21 protein-coding genes are annotated in these 20,962 nt (G+C 46.3%); 7 read left to right on the top strand and 14 right to left on the bottom strand.

Translation table 11 applies throughout. The annotated features are described in order from the left end of the window. Window position 1 precedes the first annotated feature (1 nt). The 5 genes from EJV45_RS15815 to EJV45_RS15795 all read right to left on the bottom strand — a co-directional run bounded on the left by EJV45_RS15815 (window position 2) and on the right by EJV45_RS15795 (window position 3,657). On the bottom strand, window positions 2-1,228 hold the full coding sequence (locus EJV45_RS15815) for a Glu/Leu/Phe/Val dehydrogenase dimerization domain-containing protein (protein ID WP_129717119.1): 1,227 nt from the start codon (window positions 1,226-1,228) through the stop codon (window positions 2-4). Window positions 1,229-1,312: 84 nt separating this feature from the next. Then, window positions 1,313-1,660 carry a 50S ribosomal protein L19 gene (gene rplS, locus EJV45_RS15810; protein ID WP_107213369.1) on the bottom strand — a complete coding sequence of 116 codons (348 nt, stop codon included), beginning with the start codon at window positions 1,658-1,660 and terminating at the stop codon, window positions 1,313-1,315. A 139-nt stretch (window positions 1,661-1,799) separates the two neighbouring features. After that, window positions 1,800-2,474: a tRNA (guanosine(37)-N1)-methyltransferase TrmD gene (trmD, locus tag EJV45_RS15805; protein WP_129717116.1), complete on the bottom strand. Its 675-nt coding sequence runs from the start codon at window positions 2,472-2,474 to the stop codon at window positions 1,800-1,802. A 24-nt stretch (window positions 2,475-2,498) separates the two neighbouring features. Further along, window positions 2,499-3,026: a ribosome maturation factor RimM gene (rimM, locus tag EJV45_RS15800; RefSeq protein WP_129717114.1), complete on the bottom strand. Its 528-nt coding sequence runs from the start codon at window positions 3,024-3,026 to the stop codon at window positions 2,499-2,501. Window positions 3,027-3,111: 85 nt separating this feature from the next. Continuing rightward, window positions 3,112-3,657, bottom strand: coding sequence for a 30S ribosomal protein S16 (locus EJV45_RS15795; RefSeq protein ID WP_129717112.1), 546 nt, complete (start codon window positions 3,655-3,657; stop codon window positions 3,112-3,114). A gap of 162 nt (window positions 3,658-3,819) precedes the next feature. On the opposite strand from EJV45_RS15795, the gene EJV45_RS15790 reads away from it, so the two are divergent. Together EJV45_RS15790 and EJV45_RS15785 are read left to right on the top strand one after the other, a co-directional pair. Further along, window positions 3,820-4,341: a 5'(3')-deoxyribonucleotidase gene (locus EJV45_RS15790; RefSeq protein WP_240755306.1), complete on the top strand. Its 522-nt coding sequence runs from the start codon at window positions 3,820-3,822 to the stop codon at window positions 4,339-4,341. Window positions 4,342-4,384: 43 nt separating this feature from the next. Further along, entirely contained in the window at window positions 4,385-4,717 is a 333-nt protein-coding gene (locus EJV45_RS15785; protein WP_129717110.1) for a heavy metal-binding domain-containing protein, read from the top strand. Here EJV45_RS15785 and pfkA read toward each other — a convergent pair. The 4 genes from pfkA to EJV45_RS15765 form a co-directional block, all read right to left on the bottom strand. Then, the gene (gene pfkA / locus EJV45_RS15780; RefSeq protein WP_129717108.1) at window positions 4,714-5,712 is read right to left on the bottom strand and encodes a 6-phosphofructokinase; all 999 of its coding nucleotides are present in this window, start codon (window positions 5,710-5,712) and stop codon (window positions 4,714-4,716) included. The genes EJV45_RS15785 and pfkA overlap by 4 nt on opposite strands. A gap of 52 nt (window positions 5,713-5,764) precedes the next feature. Then, a complete protein-coding gene (locus EJV45_RS15775) occupies window positions 5,765-7,456 on the bottom strand; it encodes a protein-disulfide reductase DsbD (protein WP_129717106.1) in 1,692 nt (563 codons plus the stop codon). A gap of 138 nt (window positions 7,457-7,594) precedes the next feature. Then, a complete protein-coding gene (locus tag EJV45_RS15770) occupies window positions 7,595-8,044 on the bottom strand; it encodes a protein-disulfide reductase DsbD domain-containing protein (RefSeq protein WP_129717104.1) in 450 nt (149 codons plus the stop codon). Then, window positions 8,041-8,820: a biotin--[acetyl-CoA-carboxylase] ligase gene (locus EJV45_RS15765; protein ID WP_129717103.1), complete on the bottom strand. Its 780-nt coding sequence runs from the start codon at window positions 8,818-8,820 to the stop codon at window positions 8,041-8,043. Before EJV45_RS15765 ends, EJV45_RS15770 begins: the two co-directional genes overlap by 4 nt. A 35-nt stretch (window positions 8,821-8,855) precedes the next feature. Here EJV45_RS15765 and rsfS point away from each other — a divergent pair, with 35 nt between their 5' ends. From rsfS to EJV45_RS15745, 4 genes are all read left to right on the top strand, one after another. Further along, window positions 8,856-9,230, top strand: a complete 375-nt coding sequence (gene rsfS, locus EJV45_RS15760) for a ribosome silencing factor (protein ID WP_129717102.1) — start codon at window positions 8,856-8,858, stop codon at window positions 9,228-9,230. A gap of 18 nt (window positions 9,231-9,248) precedes the next feature. Then, window positions 9,249-11,351 (top strand): ATP-dependent zinc metalloprotease FtsH, encoded by a 2,103-nt coding sequence (gene ftsH, locus EJV45_RS15755; protein WP_129717100.1) that lies wholly within the window; start codon window positions 9,249-9,251, stop codon window positions 11,349-11,351. A gap of 69 nt (window positions 11,352-11,420) precedes the next feature. Further along, window positions 11,421-12,062, top strand: a complete 642-nt coding sequence (locus tag EJV45_RS15750) for an LUD domain-containing protein (protein WP_129717098.1) — start codon at window positions 11,421-11,423, stop codon at window positions 12,060-12,062. A 73-nt stretch (window positions 12,063-12,135) separates the two neighbouring features. After that, window positions 12,136-13,209 carry a 3-oxoacyl-ACP synthase III family protein gene (locus EJV45_RS15745; RefSeq protein WP_129717096.1) on the top strand — a complete coding sequence of 358 codons (1,074 nt, stop codon included), beginning with the start codon at window positions 12,136-12,138 and terminating at the stop codon, window positions 13,207-13,209. Window positions 13,210-13,216: 7 nt separating this feature from the next. Here EJV45_RS15745 and EJV45_RS15740 read toward each other — a convergent pair whose 3' ends face one another. The 5 genes from EJV45_RS15740 to EJV45_RS15720 all read right to left on the bottom strand — a co-directional run bounded on the left by EJV45_RS15740 (window position 13,217) and on the right by EJV45_RS15720 (window position 17,532). Then, window positions 13,217-14,710, bottom strand: coding sequence for a tol-pal system YbgF family protein (locus EJV45_RS15740; protein ID WP_129717094.1), 1,494 nt, complete (start codon window positions 14,708-14,710; stop codon window positions 13,217-13,219). Between the two features lie 118 nt (window positions 14,711-14,828). Beyond that, the gene (locus EJV45_RS15735) at window positions 14,829-15,572 is read right to left on the bottom strand and encodes a zinc ribbon domain-containing protein (protein ID WP_129717092.1); all 744 of its coding nucleotides are present in this window, start codon (window positions 15,570-15,572) and stop codon (window positions 14,829-14,831) included. Between the two features lie 179 nt (window positions 15,573-15,751). After that, complete coding sequence (locus EJV45_RS15730; RefSeq protein WP_129717090.1) at window positions 15,752-16,846, bottom strand: Nif3-like dinuclear metal center hexameric protein; 1,095 nt, start codon at window positions 16,844-16,846, stop codon at window positions 15,752-15,754. 10 nt (window positions 16,847-16,856) lie between these two features. After that, entirely contained in the window at window positions 16,857-17,219 is a 363-nt protein-coding gene (locus EJV45_RS15725; protein WP_129717088.1) for a TM2 domain-containing protein, read from the bottom strand. A 10-nt stretch (window positions 17,220-17,229) separates the two neighbouring features. Next, complete coding sequence (locus EJV45_RS15720; protein WP_129717086.1) at window positions 17,230-17,532, bottom strand: DUF2752 domain-containing protein; 303 nt, start codon at window positions 17,530-17,532, stop codon at window positions 17,230-17,232. Window positions 17,533-17,608: 76 nt separating this feature from the next. Between EJV45_RS15720 and mfd the strand changes: the two genes are divergently transcribed. Next, window positions 17,609-20,947 (top strand): transcription-repair coupling factor, encoded by a 3,339-nt coding sequence (mfd, locus tag EJV45_RS15715; protein ID WP_129717084.1) that lies wholly within the window; start codon window positions 17,609-17,611, stop codon window positions 20,945-20,947. The last annotated feature ends 15 nt before the right edge of the window (window positions 20,948-20,962 follow it).

The following is a 20,962-nucleotide window of genomic DNA, read 5'->3' as shown; positions in this document are numbered from 1 at the left end:
GTTATATGAGTTGTTTCAATGCGATCTCAAAAGCAGTGGCTGAAAGTCTTGTTTTTAAAGGCGACTGTTCAAAAATACGCTGAAGCGCAGAGCCTATCACGTCAGACACATCGCTGAAAATAGCATCATCGCTCATCTCTACATTGCGCTGCATCAGATAGGCAAACACCCTGGCCATGCCGCAGTTTGCCACAAAATCGGGGATTACGGCCACATGGTTGTCAGCATATTCCATAATCTGCCCGAAAAAGATCTCTTTATCTGCAAAGGGCACATTTGCCCCGCAGGCAATGACTTCAAGTCCATGGCTGATCATGCTGTCAAGTTCGGCCTGTTGTACAAGCCTGGAGGCCGCAGCAGGAACAAATATTTCTGCATCAAGCGACCAAATGCGCCGGTTTGCTTCCTCAAATGAAATCAGGTCTTCGGACACCAGCATATTGCCCTGACGTTCGTTAAAAAGCTGCTCGATTTCTCTGAAGCTGAATCCGTTCTCGCTGATCAATCCGCCGGCCCGGTCAATAATGCCTACAATCTGAACGCCGTGCTGTGCCAGGTAATATCCTGCGGCAGCAGCAACATTTCCCCAGCCCTGAATAATTGCACGTTTTCCATTCAGTTCGCCACCCCAGAGCGCGTAAAAATGCCTGATCGACTCTGCAACACCGTAGCCGGTAATCATGTCTGCTACCTTGTACTTACGTTTGATATCGGGAGTGTAATTCAGATCTTCAAGTACCTTTGAGACGCCGTAACGCAATTGACCGATCTGATGAATGCGTTCGTTTTCACGCGCCTGGTAGTGCCCAGTGATCACGCCTTCCTGCGGATGCCACAGCCCATAATTCTCCGTAATCGGAATGACCTCATGAATCTCATCAATATTCAGGTCGCCCCCGGTACCATAATAGTTTTTTAGCAGGGGCATGACAGCTTTGTACCAGCGCTCGAGCACCTCCTTTTTACGGGGATCTGAAGGATCGAAATTGATGCCTGACTTAGCGCCGCCAATAGGGGGGCCTGATACCGTGAATTTCACTTCCATGGTCTTTGCGAGCGACTCCACCTCTCGTTTGTCAAGTCCTTTACGCATGCGCGTTCCGCCGCCTGCTGCACCACCGCGCAGCGAATTAATTACAACCCAGCCTTCGGCCTCAGTCTCGGTATCTTTCCATTCGAAGACAATTTCAGGACGCCGGGTCTCGAATTTTTCTAAAAGTTCTTTCATGAATTTCTGGTTAGTGGCGCAAAGATAAAACAAAAAGCCTCCACGAAATACATCGTGGAGGCTCTGTTGTCTTTATAAACGAGACTAAACTCTTTTCGATTTGATACGGGCAGCTTTACCGGTCAATGCACGCAGGTAGAACAATTTAGCTCTGCGAACTTTACCGTAGCTGTTTACTTCAACTTTCTCGATGTTAGGCGAGTTGAAAGGGAAGATACGCTCAACACCTACACCATTGCTCATTTTACGAACAGTAAAAGTTTCGTTGGCACCGGCGCTGTTGCGTTGAATCACAACACCCTGGTAAATCTGAACACGTTCCTTGTTACCCTCGCGAATCTTATAGTGAACACTCACTGTATCTCCTGACTTGAACGCAGGAAACTCTTTCTGGGCGATGGCCTGCTCTTCAACAAATTTTACTAAATCCATGATTTTAAGCTATTAAACTGAATTTCTTTTTCCTGAAATTCGGACTGCAATATTAGGGATAATTTTCGATAATTAAAAACAGTTTTTATTTTTTTCAACATTCTGCACGAAATCAACATTCGGGCAGTTAAAGCGCTGATTACTTTAACAGATCAGGTCGTCTTTGCCGGGTACGCTCTATTGCCTGTTCGTGCCTCCACTCGTCTATTTTTGCCTGGTGCCCGCTCAGCAGAATATCAGGCACTTTGTGCCCGTTCCAGTCGGCCGGACGCGTATAAACAGGGGCATCAAGCAAGTCATCCTGAAAGCTGTCGCTCAGGGCTGATGTCTCATCAGACAATACGCCGGGAATCAACCGGACAACAGCGTCTACAACAATTGCAGCAGGCAATTCTCCTCCGGATAAAACATAATCGCCCACAGACAATTCGCGTGTCACAAACAGGTCCCTGATACGCTGGTCAATGCCTTTGTAATGACCGCAAAGAATGATCAGGTTTTTTTTGATAGACAGCTCGTTGGCTATGCCCTGATTCAGCGTTACGCCGTCGGGAGTCATGAAGATCACCTCATCGTATGAACGCTCTGCTTTCAGGGCTTCAATGCACCTTGCAAACGGTTCTATTGTCATTACCATTCCGCTGCCTCCTCCATATGGATAATCATCAACGCTTTTCTGCTTCTGCTGTGAATAGTCGCGCAGGTTATGCACAACGATTTCTGCCAGCCCCTTTTTCTGGGCACGCTGGAGAATGGAATGAGCAAACGGACTTTCCAGCAAAGCCGGCAGCACAGTTATAATATCAACACGCATAATAGCTTGTTTAACGGTTCGTAATCAGGCTTCAAGATAAACATCGAGCAAACCCTCCGGCAGGTCGGTCTCAACCGTTTCGGCTTCCTGATCTATGTTTACAATAAAGTCCTCGTTCAATGGAAAAAGCACTTCCTTCTCCTTGAAGATCAGGGCAGCAACAAACTGCTGCGGATAAACATGAACTTCCGAAATCTGACCCAAAGGTCCAAGCTGTTTGTCGGTAACGACAAAACCCTTCAGATCTGTAAAGCTAAAATCATCCTGGCCGGCAACCGGTTTCTGATCTAATGGAAGATACAGTTTCTTTTTTACGAGCGGCTGTGCTTTATCTATATGATCTACATCATCAAGCATGAGGTAGCCCGTACTGTTTGACTGGATCTTCAGGCTTCCTACAAAGTAGGGAACAAGCTTTCCGGCCATATCAACAAAAAAAACATCCGGATCCAGTTGTTCGTACCGGTCTGTTTCAAAAAAGACCTGAAGTTCACCTTTCAGACCCCGGGTTTTGGTTATATAACCTACGTAAAATGCTTCTTCGTGTTTCATGTAATGCGTTCAGAACTGATCGGGTGCAAACAAAAATAGCGAAGCGCCAAAAGCTGCTTCGCTATTTTCTGAGATACATGGGTAATTATCCTGCGTTCTCTTCAGTTGTATCTTCAGCTGCAGGAGCTTCGCCTTCAACAGGTGCCTCTTCTTCAGCTGCAGGTTCTTCAACCGGTGCGTTTTTAGCAGCAACGGCAGCAGCTTTAGCTTCTTTTTTCTTGGCTTCAGCAGCAAGAGCCGCTTTGCGCGCTTCAGCTTTAGCATTTCCAAGTTCGTCAGCTTTACCGCTGATCTTGCTTGCTTTTGCGTCAAGCCATGTCTGGAATTTCTCTTCTGCCTGCTCTGCAGTCAGCGCTCCTTTTTTAACACCGCCTTCAAGGTGTTTTTTGTAAAGGATACCTTTGTAAGAAAGGATCGCTCTTACGGTATCTGTAGGTTGTGCACCTTTGTTGGCCCACTCCAGTGCTTTTTCGAAATCGATATCGATAGTTGCAGGGTTGGTGTTCGGGTTGTAAGAACCCAGGCGTTCGATAAATTTACCATCGCGGGGAGCACGTGCGTCCGCTACTACTACATGGTAAAAAGGCTTTCCTTTTTTACCGAACCGTTGCAATCTGATTTTAGTTGCCATTCTTTACTGTGATTTATGTATTCAACATAGTTCCCGGAGCTTCGTGCTGCGGGCCGCAAAGATAAGTAAATTACTGAAAATTAAAAACATCTGTTATTAATTTGATTTCTGGATATTTGGGTATTCAGACTTTATTTCCCTACCTGATATACATAACCTTTTATGAAAAGAATAGTAATTGACATGGACGAGGTCATTGCAGACGCAATCGGCAAGTTTGTTCATCTTTATAACCGTGATTATGGCGTTCCGCTTGATCTGATCATTGATCCCGGAAACGAAATATTTCACCATGTTCCGGAAGAAGTAAACGAAAAATGGTTTGATTACATCAATGAGCCGGGATTTTTCCGCGACCTGGCCGTCATTCCCGGTAGTCAGGAAGTCATCAGAGCCTTACAGGAGAAATATGAAGTCTATATTGTTTCTGCCGCCATGGAATTCAGAAATTCGCTCGTCGACAAGTATGACTGGCTGGCAGAACATTTTCCTTTCATTAGCTGGCAGAACATCATTTTTTGTGGCAATAAGATCGTGAATGCAGACATCATGATTGATGACCGGATTAAAAATTTCAGCGAATTTCCCGGCCGGACACTGCTGTTCAGCTCGCCCCATAACATGCTGCTTACAGGCTATGAACGTGTGGGCACCTGGCAGGAGGTAGGCGATCTGCTTCTGTAACATTTAGCCGGTACCGGCATCAAAATTTAAAAACAACTTAACTATGTTAGTAACAACCACACCCACCATTGAAGGACACAAAGTTGTAAGATATATCGGATTGGTTACCGGCGAGACCATTATCGGTGCCAACCTGTTCCGGGACCTTTTCGCAAACATCCGCGACATCGTAGGTGGCCGTTCAGGATCTTATGAACAGGTTTTGCGCGAGGCAAAAGACACCGCCCTGAACGAGCTGCAGCAATATGCGCTGGCACTTGGCGCCAACGCTGTAATCGGTGTCGATCTGGATTATGAAACTGTTGGTAACGGCGGCAGTATGCTTATGGTAACTGCCAGCGGTACAGCCGTTGTTATTGAGCAGCTCCCGGGCTAAAGCGAAAGAATATCGACCAGTTTCATCCAGTTTGGTGTTACGGTCTCTGCATCAATATGTTTGATGGCTTGCGAAAACGGTGTATAGGTGATGTTCTGGTTTACCAGGCCCACCATTACACCGCTTTTGCTGCTTAATAAACCCTCTACCGCAGCCACACCAAGGCGACTGGCCAATACGCGGTCCATGCAACTCGGTTTTCCGCCGCGCTGAATGTGTCCGAGAACGGAAACGCGGATGTCATAATTGGGAAACTTCTGTTTTAAGGTTTCCCCGATCTGGAATGATCCGCCGGATCGGTCACCCTCGGCAACGACAATGATCTTTGACGATTTGTCTTTTCGCCCGCGCTCCAGGCGGTCAATCAGGTCATTAACCGTCATTTTTGCTTCAGGGATCATGATAGACTCCGCACCCACGCCAATACCGCTCCGCAGGGCGATCAATCCCGAGTCACGCCCCATCACTTCAACAATAAAAAGCCTGTTGTGCGATTCCGCTGTATCCCGGATGCGGTCTACCGCATCAACAACGGTATTCAGCGCAGAATCATACCCGATAGTGAAGTCTGTGCCGGCAAGGTCGTTATCAATAGTTCCCGGGAGGCCTACTACAGGAATGTCAAACTCCTGCGAAAATACATTGGCTCCGGTAAAGGTCCCATCTCCGCCAATCACCACCAGCGCGTCAATGCGTTTTGCTTTAAGGTTTTTGTAGGCCAGTTCACGGCCCTCTTTTGTCATAAAGCCCTCGCTGCGCGCGGTTTTCAGAATTGTTCCGCCACGCTGAATAATGTTGGCAACAGACTTTCGGTCCAGGTGCATGAACTCACTGTTGATAAGTCCGTCATACCCCCTGATAACCCCTGTGGTATATAAATTATAGTAATAACTGGCCCTTACAACCGCACGGATGGCGGCATTCATACCAGGCGAATCACCGCCCGAAGTCAGGATGCCAATATTTTTTATCTTAACAGCTTTGATAGATTCCATAACGTCTCATTTTTTCAGCAAGACGCGAATTTAACAAGAATCCGCTAAGCACCTACTGCCCGGCCTTAAATTTATCCACACCCGACTGCAGGTAAGCCGCATATTCGGCAACATCGAATATCGCACCCTGGGGCTGGACCATGGCATTCAGGTTGTGATCTGCAAGAACATAAAATGGCTGTGAGTTAGAGTTGTATCGTGTGGCTTGGAAGTCACTGTTCCAGTAACCAAGATCGTCAGTCTTCCGGCGCAGCACCTCTGAATAATGAATTTTATCTGCCGGCATCTTTACCTTACGTTCGTCTACATAGAGCTGAATCAGAACATATTCCTTCCTGATGATGTCGCCTACTTTGTTGTCTACCCAGATATTGTCTTCCATTCTGCGACAATTTACACAGGCCCAGCCTGTAAAATCGATCAGAATCGGTTTATTGACAAGCTTTGCATAAGCTACACCTTCATCCAGGTCAAAAAAAGCATTGAAATTAAGGGGCGGATGAAGGTCACTATCGCTGTACTTAACCTTCGCAGGAAAACTCTTATCAGCGGAAGCAGCAGCCGTGGCATTGCTTAAAATAAAATCCTGTGTGTTGAACGGGGGGGCCAGACCGCTTAGTACCTTTAACGGTGCACCCCATAGCCCGGGCACCATGTACAAGGCAAACGCCAGTGATGCCATGGCAAAAAACAGCCGCGGTACGGAAACGAACGGCACATCACTATCATGAGAAAATTTGATCTTACCCAGGATGTAAAAGCCCATTAACGTGAAAATTACAATCCACAACACCAGAAAAATCTCGCGATCAAACCAGTTCCAGTGCCATACAAGATCAGCAGCCGATAAAAATTTAAGCGCCAGGGCCAGCTCCAGAAAACCGAGACAAACCTTAACGCTGTTCAGCCAGCCACCCGATTTTGGCATTGAACTCAGGAAACCGGGAAAGATCGCCGAAAGGGTAAAAGGCAAAGCCAGGGCAAGGGCGAAGCCGAACATGCCAACTGCAGGCCCAAGTAATGCGCCCTTTGAACTCGCCTCAACAAGCAGGGTGCCGATGATCGGGCCGGTACACGAAAATGAAACCAGCGCAAGCGAAGCCGCCATGAAAAAAATGCCCCCAAGCCCCTTGCTGGTATCTGCTTTTGCGTCTACGCGGTTAACAAACCTGCTCGGCAGCGTAATTTCAAATGCACCAAAGAAAGAAATAGCAAAAACGACAAGTAACAGGAAGAAGAGAAAGTTGAAGGTACCGCTGCTGCTCAGCGCGTTAAGTTTGGCAGAGCCAAAAATAACCGTAATTAATAGCCCGAGGGCGACGTAGATCACAATGATAGAAAGACCGTAGATCATGGCCTGGCCTATTCCTTTTCCCCGGCTGCCGGCACGTTTTGTAAAGTAACTCACTGTTAACGGCACCATGGGAAAAATGCAGGGCATAAGAAATGCCGCGAAACCACCGATTAGTCCGGCAATGAAAGTCTGCCAAAGTGTTTTCTGATCAGAGCTGGCATTGACAGCTGTTACAGCCGTGGCCGGAGCCGCAGTTTTGACAACGGTATCTTTGGCTACGGTATCCTTTGTTAGGTTATTGGCCGCACTGTCTTCTGCAGATCCAATTTCTGTAAAGTTTATGTCATCGGCAGATACGGTTGTATCAGTCTGCAGGACAGCTTTACTTTCTAAAGCCGAAAAAACAAGTAAAAACGAAGCCATCAGGCTTAAAACCAAAAGTTTTTTCATGAATTTAAAATGTGGAGACGAAATTAAGAGTTATTTTTTAATTTTCGTTAAAAGCAATCCCGGCCAGTCGTTTTGTGACTTCGCATCAACCAATACATCCCTTAAAAAAAAAGCAGCCTTCTGGCTGCTTTAGAAAACTTACTTTACCGGTACACTGAAGCTTACCTGGTCTGGCGGCAGACATTTTTCGTCGTTGCAGGCCATAAATTCAACGGTTCCTTTAACGGTTGTGGTCCCCTTATTCAGTTTCACCTTTTGCTGGAAGATCACCTGCTTCTCAAAATAGGGCACGTTCATTTTAAACGTCTCCTCATACTTAACAATCGGTTTTGGTTCTGTTGCAGCGCCAAGGGCAGTATAGTCTTTTGAAGGACTCAGTTTAACAGACGTTTTGATGGGACCGCCTGGTTTAACGTTCAGCGAGTAAATATGCCAGCCTTCGTCAACACTGGCTTTTAAAAAAATGATGGCTTCTTTACTGTTGATTTTTTTTGCCGCATAACTCCAGGTCACCGGGCGCTCGATCTGCGCAAAAACAGAAGCAGTTGCAAACAAAACGAACGCAAAAATTAAACTTAGTTTTTTCATGAATGTGTTGTTAAAAATATTATTTCTTTAAATCCAAAAACGACTTCTTTACCCGAGGTCAGCACTTTCAGTCTGCCTTCCTCATTTACACCTAAGATGATGCCTGCAAAGTCCTCGCCATTTTGTCGGTACTGCCGCTCGCTGCCAAGACCAAGCAGCCTGCTTTCATAAGCTACATGCAGGCCCTCGTAATCGGCTGAGCGAAGCTGCAGATATCTCTTTTCAATAAACGAACAAAGGTGGCCCAAAAGATGCAGCAAATCAACATCCTTGTGTAAAATGTTTTTTAATGAAACAGGTCTGTTGCTCAGCGATTCAGGGAAAATTTCCTGATTAATATTTAAGCCTATTCCGATCACAGATGCCCTGATCGCCATTCCTGAGAGTGTATTCTCGATTAACATGCCTCCCAGCTTCTGCTCACCGGCATAAATATCGTTTGGCCACTTGATCTTAACTTGCCCGGGAATCCAGCTTTCAAGCGTGTCTGATACGGCCAGGCTGATGGCCATATTGAGGTAAAACTGCTGCGCAGGATGTAGGAAGGAGGGCTTAAGATACAGACTAAAAGTCAGGTTCTTTCCCGGCTCCGCGTGCCAGACAGCCTCCTGTTGTCCGCGCCCGGCAAACTGCCGTTCTGCCATAATTACAGTGCCTTCGGGCAATGGCTCGGAATTTGACAATCTAGCTTTCAGAAAGTTGCTTGTAGAATCAACCTCTTTGAGGTTGACGCGATTTTGACCAACAAATAATGTGGGAAAAATGTTAATTTGCAAGTGTTGATTTTTATTTTCAAAACTAGAATATTTTAATGGTAAAAAAGAAGATTGGAAACCTCTCTGCCTACCTCTCTGAACTCGCAGTTCATGGTATCCAGGAGAAAAAAGGAAACGATATAGTGCGGCTCGATTTAAGAAATATTTTCAGCTCCGTTTCAGATTATTTTGTCATTGCCAGCGCAGATTCCTCAACGCAGGTTAAAGCTATTGCAGACAGTGTAGAGCACGAAATATACAAACAGGTACAAACCGATCCATGGCGCAAAGAAGGCTTTGAAAATGCCGACTGGATCATTCTCGATTACATCGACATCGTTGTACACATTTTTAAAACGGAAAAAAGACAATTTTATGGGATTGAAGAGTTATGGGGAGATGCAGAGAGCACTTCTTTCCAAAGTGCTTAACCCGAAACAGACATTCAGATGGAAGACAAAGAAAACACAAATAAGAAACCACGTCCTGTAAAACGCACCCCTAACTTTCCTAAAAAACCGCAGAAAGGCTCAAAATTCAATATTTTTTGGGTGTATGCCGCCATTATTGTCGGGTTGATTCTTCTGCAGTGGGTGTTTGGTAGTGAGAATAGCAAAAGGATCACCTATCCGGTTTTTGAAAGCAAAATGCTCTTAACCGGCGACGTGGAAAAACTGATCGCATATAAGTCTGAAGACCTTGTCCGTGTTGATGTTTTTATCAAAAAAGACAGCCTTAAAAAACAGACATACGCGCCTTACAAAAGCTCCGGGACTTTAAGTAATAACAATGGTCCTATTGTTCACTTCAACGCGGGAACAATGGACGGGCTTGACAAACAGCTCGCCGAATCTCAGAAAGATTTGCCTGAGAACCAGCGCATCCTTGCTGAAAAAGACACACGCCAGAGCATGTTTGGAAGCTGGTTCTTCCAGATTGTTTTCCCTATCCTGCTCTTCATCGGTTTCTGGATCTTCATTATGCGTCGCATGGGCGGAGGTGCAGGCGGTGGCGGTGGCCAGATTTTTAATATAGGAAAATCGAAAGCAACCCTTTTTGATAAGGAAAGTCAGGTTTCGGTTACCTTCAACGATGTTGCCGGTCTTGAAGAAGCCAAGCAGGAAGTGATGGAAATCGTTGATTTCCTGAAAAACCCAAAAAAGTACACGAACCTTGGTGGTAAAATTCCAAAAGGAGCGTTATTGGTCGGCTCACCCGGTACAGGTAAAACCCTGCTTGCGAAAGCTGTAGCCGGAGAAGCACAGGTTCCATTCTTCTCCCTCTCGGGTTCAGACTTTGTTGAAATGTTTGTTGGTGTAGGTGCATCACGTGTTCGCGACCTTTTCAAACAAGCAAAAGACAAGGCGCCATGTATCATCTTTATTGATGAGGTTGATGCGATTGGTCGCGCCAGAGGCAAAAACAGTGTGATGGGCGGTAATGACGAACGAGAAAATACGCTGAACCAGTTATTGGTAGAAATGGACGGTTTTGGTACCGACTCAGGAATTATCATTCTGGCTGCAACAAACAGACCTGACGTGCTAGATTCAGCACTTCTGCGTCCGGGCCGCTTTGACCGCCAGATCTCTATTGACAAACCAGACCTGGTTGGCCGCGAGCAGATTTTCAAAGTGCACCTGAAGCCGATCAAGATCGCAGCCGGTGTGGATGCTAAAAAACTTTCAGCCCAAACCCCGGGATTTGCCGGCGCTGAAATTGCCAACGTATGTAACGAGGCCGCGCTGATTGCCGCCAGACGCAATAAGGCAGAAGTCGATATGCAGGATTTTCAGGATGCCATTGACCGTGTTATCGGCGGTCTTGAAAAGAAAAACAAAATCATTTCTCCTGAAGAGAAAAAAATCGTGGCTTACCACGAAGCAGGTCACGCAATTGCAGGCTGGTTCCTCGAACATGCAGACCCGCTCGTTAAAGTGTCTATCGTACCAAGAGGCGTAGCCGCCCTGGGTTATGCCCAATATCTGCCGAAAGAGCAGTTCTTATATACTACCGAGCAGCTTATAGACGGCATGTGTATGACAATGGGCGGCCGCGTGGCAGAAGACATTACCTTTGGTAAAATCTCTACCGGTGCACAAAACGACCTCGAGCGTATTACAAAACTGTCTTATGCCATGGTAACTATCTATGGTATGAACTCGAACGTAGGTAACGTATCATTCCACGACCCTCAGAACGAATATAACTTTAACAAGCCTTATTCTGAGAAAACTGCTGAAATGATTGATGAAGAGGTACGTACACTGATTGGTAACGTTTACAGAAAAACCAAAGAACTGCTGACAGAGAAACGTGAAGGATTGGAAAAACTGGCGCAGAAACTTCTGGAAAAAGAGATCTTGTTCCAGGCTGACCTGGAAGAGATACTCGGTAAGAGACCTTTCGAGACGCGCACTACATATGATGAATTTGTGAACGGAACAGGCGACCAGAAACCTGCAGCCGAGGGTCTTATTCATGAGTCTGTAGGTGGCCAGAATTTAAACAACCCGACAGAACCACAGGAAGACCCGCTGAAAGGCGAATAAACAATCCTGAAATCCAGATACCAGTCATCCAAAATAACGCGTTATTTTGGATGACTTTTTTTAATACAGATGGAGAATATCACCACCAAAGAATTCATGTTAAAGAAGATAAGGAAAGCACTGCTTGAGCGGCGCGATAATCCCTATCCAAACCTGGAAGAAGGTAACCTGTACCTGCCGAATGAGGATCCGCTGGAGATTCTCTTTGCCGAGCAGCTTACTGCCGTTTCAGGAAACTTTATATTCTGCGAAAACGGGATAGACTTTATTGAGAATATTCTGAGCCTGGCCGACCGGTTCAGATGGCGGAAAATTTATTGCTGGGAGCCTGCCCTGCAGGAAGCACTCAGGCATTACGAATTTCCGTTTTACCAGACAGATAAAGACTTTGAACAGGCGGAAGTAGGTATCACGTTATGTGAAGCACTGATTGCACGAAACGGTAGTGTGTTACTTAGTAATGCCAATGCCGCCGGACGCAGGTTAAGCATATTTCCCCATAACCATATTGTAGTTGCCCACAGCAGCCAGGTTGTCCTTGATCTGAAAGATGGCTTCAAACTACTTAAGGAAAAATACGGCGCTGAACTCCCTTCCATGATCAGTACAGTGACGGGTCCGAGCCGTACAGCCGACATTGAAAAGACGCTGGTTTTGGGTGCCCATGGCCCCAAAGAACTATTCGTATTTCTGGTAGACGATCTGTACTAAAATTTTATTCTTTGATTCTCCTGAATTAAAAAGTATATTTATACTTAATACCATTTTGGTATAGGGTATAAGCATGGAAAAATCACGCAGAGCGGTTATTAGTGGAACGGGGAGCTACATTCCTGAACAGGTTATTTCAGGTCAGCATTTTATGAATGCCTCCTTTTTTGAAAACGGCAGCAGGATTGAAAAGGAGAACGCCGAAATCATTCAAAAGTTTTCTGATATCACAGATATTGTTGAGCGCCGGTATGTGCAGGATAACCAGCTTAACAGCGATATTGCGGTAACCGCAGCGCAGGCCGCCATCGATGACGCAGGAATCGATCCTGAAAGCCTTGATTATATCATTTTTGCGCACAACTTTGGCGACATGAAACCGGGCGGTAACCGCATCGACCAGCTGCCCGCCCTTGCAGCAAAAGTGAAAGACGCACTTGGTATAAAGAATCCTGATTGTATAGGCTATGATATTCTTTTCGGCTGTCCGGGCTGGGTACAGGGTGCTATTCAGGCCAGGTATTATATTGAATCTGGTGATGCCGACCGCGTGCTGGTAATCGGTTCGGAAACCCTTTCGCGCGTTGTTGATCCGCATGATCGCGACAGCATGATTTTTTCTGACGGGGCCGGCGCGGTCATCTTTCAGGCGGTCGAAGACAGCAAGGCCGGCATACTCGCACACCGGGCACAGACCTACGCCGTTGATTATGCCTCGCTTTTAACAATGGGTAAGAGCTGCTGCCCTATTGATCCGAATGATAATTATTATATGAAAATGAATGGCCGCAAATTATATGAATTTGCGGTAACAACTGTTCCCGGGGTGGTAAAACAGGCTTTGGATAAAGCCGGCTTACACATAACCGATATCAAGATGGTTTTGATCCATCAGGCTAATGGAAAAATGGATCATGCGATCATGAAAAGGCTTTTCAGGCTTTACGGCCTGGACAGCATGCCCGAAAACCTGACCCCGATGACCATTTCCTGGCTGGGCAACAGCTCGGTAGCAACGATCCCCACTTTGTTAGATCTTGTCAGGCACGGTCGTGTCGATAATTATCAGATCTCTGAGGGCGATGTTGTTGTCTTTGCGTCTGTAGGTGCCGGTATGCATATCAACGCATTTGTACACCGTTTTTAGGTTCATCTCAACGCACCAGGCGCTTCAGGCCGCTTTTGGCTTCGCCTTCTATGCTGCTTTCGTACTCATGGTTTTTTAGCGCGATGCAACTCTCATAGGCTTCTTTTGCCTTCTGTTTGTCGCCGGCGTTTTCGAAGATCTTTCCGAGCCTTAAAGCGGCGTTCGCAGCGAAATAGGCCGGCAGATTCCTGCCTGTCTGCAGTGCAGTACGGTAATGCTCGATAGCGGCCTGATCCTTTCCCGTATCTTCTGCAATCCGGCCAAGCCGGTAGGCAAATTCTGTGCGGTCTTTGGAAGTTCCGAAATCAGCAGCGGATTTTTGTTGCAGGAGCTGCGCGGCTCGATTGGTAAAACCACCATCAGACAGCAGCCTGGCCTGTAACAGCACGCGGTCAGGAGTTGGACCGCCTGCTTCATTTTGTGCTTGTTTGTCTTTGTCAATATAAGTAAAGCCCTGACTTTTCGCCTTTCCGGCAAAGCCGGAGTAAACCTTCGGCTGATTTCTGATCAGCGCAATCCATCCCAGTCTCAGGTTCGCATCCTTGATGTAATTGACTCCTTTATTGGTCGTCAGAAACCGCTCGAACGCGTTCTCTGCACTTAAATCCAACTTATTTAATAAAGCAACGCCTTCGAGATAATCAAGATAGGGAAAGGGTTCGTAGGCGCCGCCGCGGGGCCGCTCTTTCAAAAATGTAATAGCCTTATCGCTATGGCCGGTTTTTATGGCTACGTATGCCTGGAGGTACGCGCGCAACAAACTGCTGTCAGCTATCTGGGCAGTATATTTTATGGTTTTGGCATACGCCGCCGGATCCCGGACAACATCTGCAAGGACATACGTATAATAAAAAGCAGTTTCCTCATAAAAGGCCTCATAAGGAGTTTTAGAAACGGTTGAGGCTAGCCTTTCCATCATGTCTATCCCCCGACGGGTATTTCCTTTTATGCCGACCACGGAAAGCGCACTTTTTAAAGTGCCATCGGGCATGCTGCCAAGCACGGCATCAATCAGGCCGAGGCCTTTGTTGTTAAGCGGAAAATCGGGGAACTTCTTTTTGTTCTCCCGAAGCAGCGCATTTGCCTTCCTGATTTCCATAGCGGCGTTAAAATACTCCCCAAAGCGGCCCCTGATGAGCGCCCATTGCAGATTGATTTCAGCCTGGGCAAAAAGGTAATACGGAGAGCTGCTGTCTGCGTCTTCAAGGCGGTCCAGGCGCCGTGATTTATTGCCCTTCAAAACATCAAAATCTTTTTTACTATCTGAGCTCAGCAGGTCAAAATAATCGATATAATTCTCCAGCAGCGGAATCATGTCATTCCCCGGCCTGAGCTTACGCTCCGTATTCAGATAGGCGCGCGCGTTGGCAAGTTTCAGATCAAATACGCTCCGGTAGGCCTTAAGGCAATTGGCATTAAAATCGAATGCGGCCCGAACGGGAAGGGTGGAGAGGCAAACAAGTGCCGGCAGAAGAATGCTGCGGCATATGAGTTTTAGCATGTACGTGGCTTGGATTATTATCTAAATGTAATCAAACGCAAAAACAGGTACGATGTTTTGCAGCGCAAAAAAAAGGCCCGGCAAATTTGCCGGGCCAGTTGTATGCTGATGCTGAAGCCTACGCTTCTGCTACTTCATGAGTAAGCGCCTCATCTACAAGAATGCGACCGCAATGCTCGCAAACGATGATTTTCTTACGCTGGCGGATGTCCAGCTGACGCTGAGGTGGAATCTGGTTAAAACAACCTGAACATGAATCACGGTCAATGGTTACAACTGCAAGCCCGTTGTTTGCGTTTCTGCGCAGACGGGTATAAGCTGTAAGCAACCGTTCTTCGATCTGCGTTTCTGCCTGCTCGCCTTTTTTAATCAATTCCTGCTCTTCGATCTCCGTTTCACCAGTAATCACGTCAAGTTCTGATTTTTTTACTTCCAGATCTTTTCTGCGACCTTCCAGTTCTGCCAGCGCAGCTTCATAGATCTCGGTCTTTGAATTAATCTCAAAGCCATGTTCTTTGATCTTTTTCTCAGATACCTGGATGTCCAGACCCTGAATTTCGATTTCTTTTGTCAAGGCATCGTATTCGCGGTTGTTCTTTACTTCCTTAAGCTGGGTATCGTACTTTTTGATTAGGTTCTGCGCTTCTTTGATGGTGTTTTTACGATTCACGATCGAATCTTCCAACTCATCAAGCTCAGATTTTATTTTTTGGATACGGGTTTCCAGGCCGGCAACATCGTCCTCCAGATCGGAAACTTCCATAGGAAGCTCGCCGCGAACCTGGCGTATCTTGTCAATTTTTGTGTGAATGTTTTGCAGTTCGTATAAAGCTTTAAGCTTCTGTTCTACGGTTTGTTCCATTAATATACTAATTATGGTGTGTATCTCCTCCGGTAAACGGATTGCAAAGTTAGCAAAAATTTCTGAATTTATCCCTGAAAAGGATGATGCTAATCTATTCAGTGTCAAAGCATCGCATGACAGGGATACCTCCCGGAAGACAACGTCAAAGAATCTGATTCAACCGCGCGAACATGATGCTAAAAATAGAAGACCGGATTGGTGCTTTGCTGCGTTTTTTCAACCCTTAATGTGTTGAACCGTTCGCTTAGCATCCCGACCAGCAGGTCTGATGTAAACTGTTCGCTCTCAAAGTGACCGATGTCGGCAATGAGTATTTTCCCGTCGGCGTCAAAAAATTCATGGTATTTGAAATCTGCAGTAACGAAAGCATCTGCGCCCGCTGCAATGGCTGCCTGAAGCAGGAAACTGCCCGATCCGCCGCATACCGCAACTTTTCTGATTGGCCGCTGCATGAATGCAGTATGTCTTACCATCCCGGTTTGCATGTTCCGCTTTAATATACTTAGGAAATCTGCGGGTTGCAGGGGTTCAGCTAACCAGCCCACCATACCGGAGCCGACCTGCGGATGCGTATTTTCAATCCTGAAGATGTCGTAAGCAACTTCCTCATAGGGATGGTGTTCGAGTAGCGCCAGGATCACTTTTCGCTCATCATGAGCACTAAACACAGTTTCAATACGTGTTTCCGGTTCATGTTGCAACCTGCCAGGTTCACCTGCAAAGGGTTTTGTGTCCGCGTTGCCTAAAAAGGTACCGACGCCGTCCTGATTGAAACTGCAGGAGCTATAGTTTCCGATGTTTCCGGCTCCAGCTTTGAAAAGCGCCTCGCGCAGCTGGGTGGCATGAGCCTGCGGACAGTAGGTTACCAGTTTTCGCAGCAGCCCTGCTTTCGGTTGCAGGACCATTGTACCTGAGAGACCCAGCCTGTCTGATATCCGCTTGTTTACACCGGTATGTACACTGTCGAGATTCGTGTGTATCGCGTAGACAGCCAGGTTATGGCGTATCGCTTTGATGATTACACGCTCTACATAGGTTTTACCTGTCAGACTCTTCAAACCCTTAAAAATGATCGGGTGATGAGAAACGATTACATTGCAGCCCGAGCTGATGGCCTCATCCAAAATGGCTTCTGTACAGTCAAGCGACACCAGTACACCGGTTATCTCCAATGCCGGATCGCCGGTAATCAGACCTGCATTATCATAACTTTCCTGGTAATCGCGCGGAGCGATCTGTTCTAAAAAACTGGTAAGCTCTGTTACTTTCACGCGTTTATTTTTATCTCATTTCGCTAAAGCGGATCATCTGGAGACTCTCAAATGCCATTTTCTGGTTGTATTCCATAGCGAGCTGCTTATGGTTGACCAGGTCAACGATCGAGCCAATAAAACACAGACCGATGGTAAACAGGTACAGAATACCCATTCCGATCTGGTTGATTATGAAGCGCTGCAGGCCTGGTACAATGAACAGACCGAGTAAGCAAAACAGCAGCATGTCTGACGGATTTTTTCTTTTTCCTGAATAGATCATCAAAAATGCGCGCATCTGCTGTTCATTCAGGCCCGTCGTAGCCTGCTGAAGATATGAATATTCCTCCGGTGTGATGCCCGGTAATGACATCAGAGGTGATTGATACATTTCCATTACTTTATAATTTTGCGTTAAACAATTCCCTTGAATTTCTCTTTCTTATCAGTGTAAAAATGCGATGCAGCAGGATAAGCAGTGCCGGCATTCCGAACCAGTGCATGCTGAAACTTTCAGCAAATTCCCCATGCATGAGCAGGGCAATTGAACGGCCGATCCCGCATCCCGGGCACCAGGATTCAAAACCCATATTTGCCAGCACACACACTGAATAATGATGCTGGTGCGGATCTGAGAAGAACAGGATTGTTAGGCCTGTAAGCCAGAAAATGAGTTCTGCGGTTCCGGTTCTGATCGCTTTCATTTACAATTTTTAGAGTATTCTATAGCAGGCTTTGTTACAGGGTACAATTATAAATATAAACGTTAAATTTGCAGCAGTGAACATCCGTGACTTACTAAACCGATACAAAGCCGATAGCCGCGTAACCTCGCTTGCCCAAAAGCTTAATTCCGGTAAAAATGCAAAAGTTCAACTGAAGGGTCTGGTGGGCTCGTCTGACGCAGTTGTAGCTCTGTCATCTTATTTTTTGCTGCATCAGCCTATTCTGTTTGTGCTTCCTGACCGGGAAGAGGCTGCGTATTTTCATTCTGACCTGGAAAATATTCTTGATAAGCCGGCTTTATTTTTCCCTTCATCTTACCGCAAGTCTTTTGATTTTACGCAGGTCGATACCGCCAATGTCCTGGCCAGGGCCGAGGTACTGAATGAACTGAATCACGAAGCTTCTCACGGCCGGCTGATCGTTTCTTACCCCGAGGCACTCGCTGAAAAGGTTATTGACCGGGAATCGCTGTCCAGCAACACCCTCGAAATTGCAACCGGCACCCGTCTGGGTATCGATTTTATCAATGAATTTTTGATGGAGTACGATTTTCAGCGAAGTGATTTTGTATACAGCCCGGGCCAGTTTTCGATTCGTGGTGGCATTGTAGATATTTTTTCTTTCTCTCACGAGCTGCCTTACCGCGTCGAGTTTTTCGGCGATGAAGTGGAAAGCATCCGCACCTTTGAGATTGAAAGCCAGCTGTCTGTAGATACGGTAAAATCGCTGACCATTGTACCTAATGTACAGTCAAAATTTCTGACAGAGAATAACATCAGCATCCTGGATTACATTGATCCTGCTACACAACTTTGGTTTAAGGATGTGGAGTTTGTGCTTGACATTGTTCGCGGCGGCTATAAAAAAGCGGTTGAGCTCTGGAAAGCGCTGCCGGCAAAAGACAAGGAGCAAAATCCGGAGTGGATCGATCCGAAATTTGCCTTTACAGATGACAAGATGCTTGCCGACCATTTCCAGGATTTTAATCTTGTTGAGTTTGGCAAACAGTTTTTCTACCGCACGGCAGATGTGATCAACTTCGAGATCAAGCCACAGCCGTCGTTTAACAAAGATTTCAACCTGCTCATCCATAATCTTAAGGAAAACGAAAAAGCAGAAATTGTAAATTTCATCTTTACCGATTCCGGAAAACAACAGGAACGCCTGTATGCGATCCTGGAAGATATAGACAAAACAGCAAAGTTTACCCCTATAAACAGTTCGCTGCGAGAGGGTTTCGTTGACCCGGCCATGAATGTAGCCTTTTATACCGACCACCAGATCTTTGACCGGTACTACAAGTACAAACAGAAACGGGGATACCAGAGAAGCCAGGCCATTACCCTCAAAGAACTGCGGGATTTGAAGCCCGGCGATTTCGTAACGCACATAGACCATGGTATTGGCAAATATGCAGGCCTGGAAAAAGTTGAGGTAAACGGTAAAACACAGGAAATGATTCGGCTGGTTTATGCCGACAATGATTTGCTTTATGTAAACATTAATTCGCTGAACCGCATTGCAAAATATAGTGGAAAAGAGGGAACAGCGCCTAAAATGAACAAGCTGGGCACCGATGCCTGGGATAAGCTCAAAAAAACCACTAAAAAAAAAGTTAAAGACATTGCGCGCGACCTGATCAAACTTTATGCAGTGCGCAAAGCAAAGGCAGGGACCGCTTTTTCTCCTGATACCTATCTTCAAACCGAGCTGGAAGCTTCTTTCATTTATGAGGATACACCCGACCAGTTACGTGCAACGCAGGACATAAAAAAAGATATGGAAGCCCCGCATCCTATGGACCGGCTGGTGTGCGGCGATGTAGGGTTCGGTAAGACCGAAGTGGCCATACGAGCCGCATTTAAAGCAATTGTTGATGGCAAACAGGCCGCGGTGCTTGTACCTACAACCATCCTGGCCTTGCAACACTACAAAACATTTTCAGAGCGCCTGAAAGACTTTCCGGTAAAGGTTGATTACATAAACCGTTTTAAAAGCAGCAGACAGATTAAAGAAACGCTTGCTGCCGTGGCCGAGGGTAAGGTTGATGTGGTAATTGGTACTCACCGACTGTTAAGCAAGGATGTCAAATTTAAAGATCTCGGCATCATGATCATCGATGAAGAGCAGAAGTTTGGTGTATCTGCAAAAGAAAAATTAAAAACGCTTCGCGTTAATGTAGATACACTGACCCTGACAGCAACACCGATTCCGCGCACGCTACATTTTTCGCTGATGGGTGCCCGCGATCTTTCTATCATCAATACCCCGCCGCCAAACAGACAGGCCGTGAATACAGAACTGCATGTTTTTAATGAAAAGCTGATCCAGGAAGCCGTACAATTTGAACTGGATCGGGATGGACAGGTCTTTTTCATACATAACCGGGTCAATGATCTGGCTCAGCTCGGTGGTTTGATTCAGAAACTTGTTCCCAGGGCCCGGATCGGGATTGCCCATGGCCAGCTGGACGGCGATGCACTTGAAGATGTGATGCTCGATTTTGTGCGCGGCGATAAGGACGTCCTGGTAGCTACAACCATTATAGAAGCAGGTCTTGATATCCCTAACGCAAATACGATCATCATTAACCAGGCACATCACTTCGGGCTCAGCGACCTGCACCAGATGCGCGGAAGGGTAGGCCGAAGCAATAAAAAAGCATTTTGTTACCTGCTTTCGCCGCCGCTTTCAACACTCACTTCTGAGGCACGCAAACGCCTGAGCGCCATTGAAGAATTTTCAGAACTGGGCAGCGGCTTCAATGTGGCCATGCGCGATCTTGATATCCGCGGCAGCGGGAACCTGCTCGGCGCCGAGCAAAGCGGTTTTATCGCCGAAATTGGGTTTGAGATGTATCACAAAATTCTTGACGAAGCAATCCAGGAACTGAAAGATGCCGAATTCAAAGATCTTTTCAAAGATGAACCCGAGCGCCCTTTTGTTTCATTTACGCAGATTGATACCGATCTCGAGTTGTATATACCCGACGCTTATATTACTAATATAACCGAACGTTATAACCTGTATACAGAGCTGTCCAGACTCGAAGACGAGAACGAGCTGATGCGTTTTGAAAAAGAGCTTGCCGACCGGTTTGGTCCGGTGCCACCGCAGGTTAAAACTATGCTAAGCGTTGTCAGGCTGCAGTGGCTGGGTAAAAAACTTGGCTTTGAAAAAATAAGCTTCAAAAAGAACGTCTTACGCGGCTACTTTTTGAATGATAAACAATCAAAGTATTTCGACTCGGCCACTTTCAGCAAGATTCTTTCTTTTGCCCAGAATCACCCGCGCATCTGCAATTTGAAAGAAGTAAAGAATACACTTCGCATTGCATTTGAAAATATAAACACTGTTGAAGATGCCATTGACACATTGTCTATGATTGATTGATCCGCACTAAAATCA

This window comes from Pedobacter sp. SYP-B3415, assembly GCF_004138205.1.
In the GTDB taxonomy this organism is placed as follows: Bacteria; Bacteroidota; Bacteroidia; order Sphingobacteriales; family Sphingobacteriaceae; genus Pedobacter.
The sequence above is the reverse complement of the archived record's forward strand: the minus strand, read 5'-3'. Positions and strand labels throughout refer to the sequence as shown.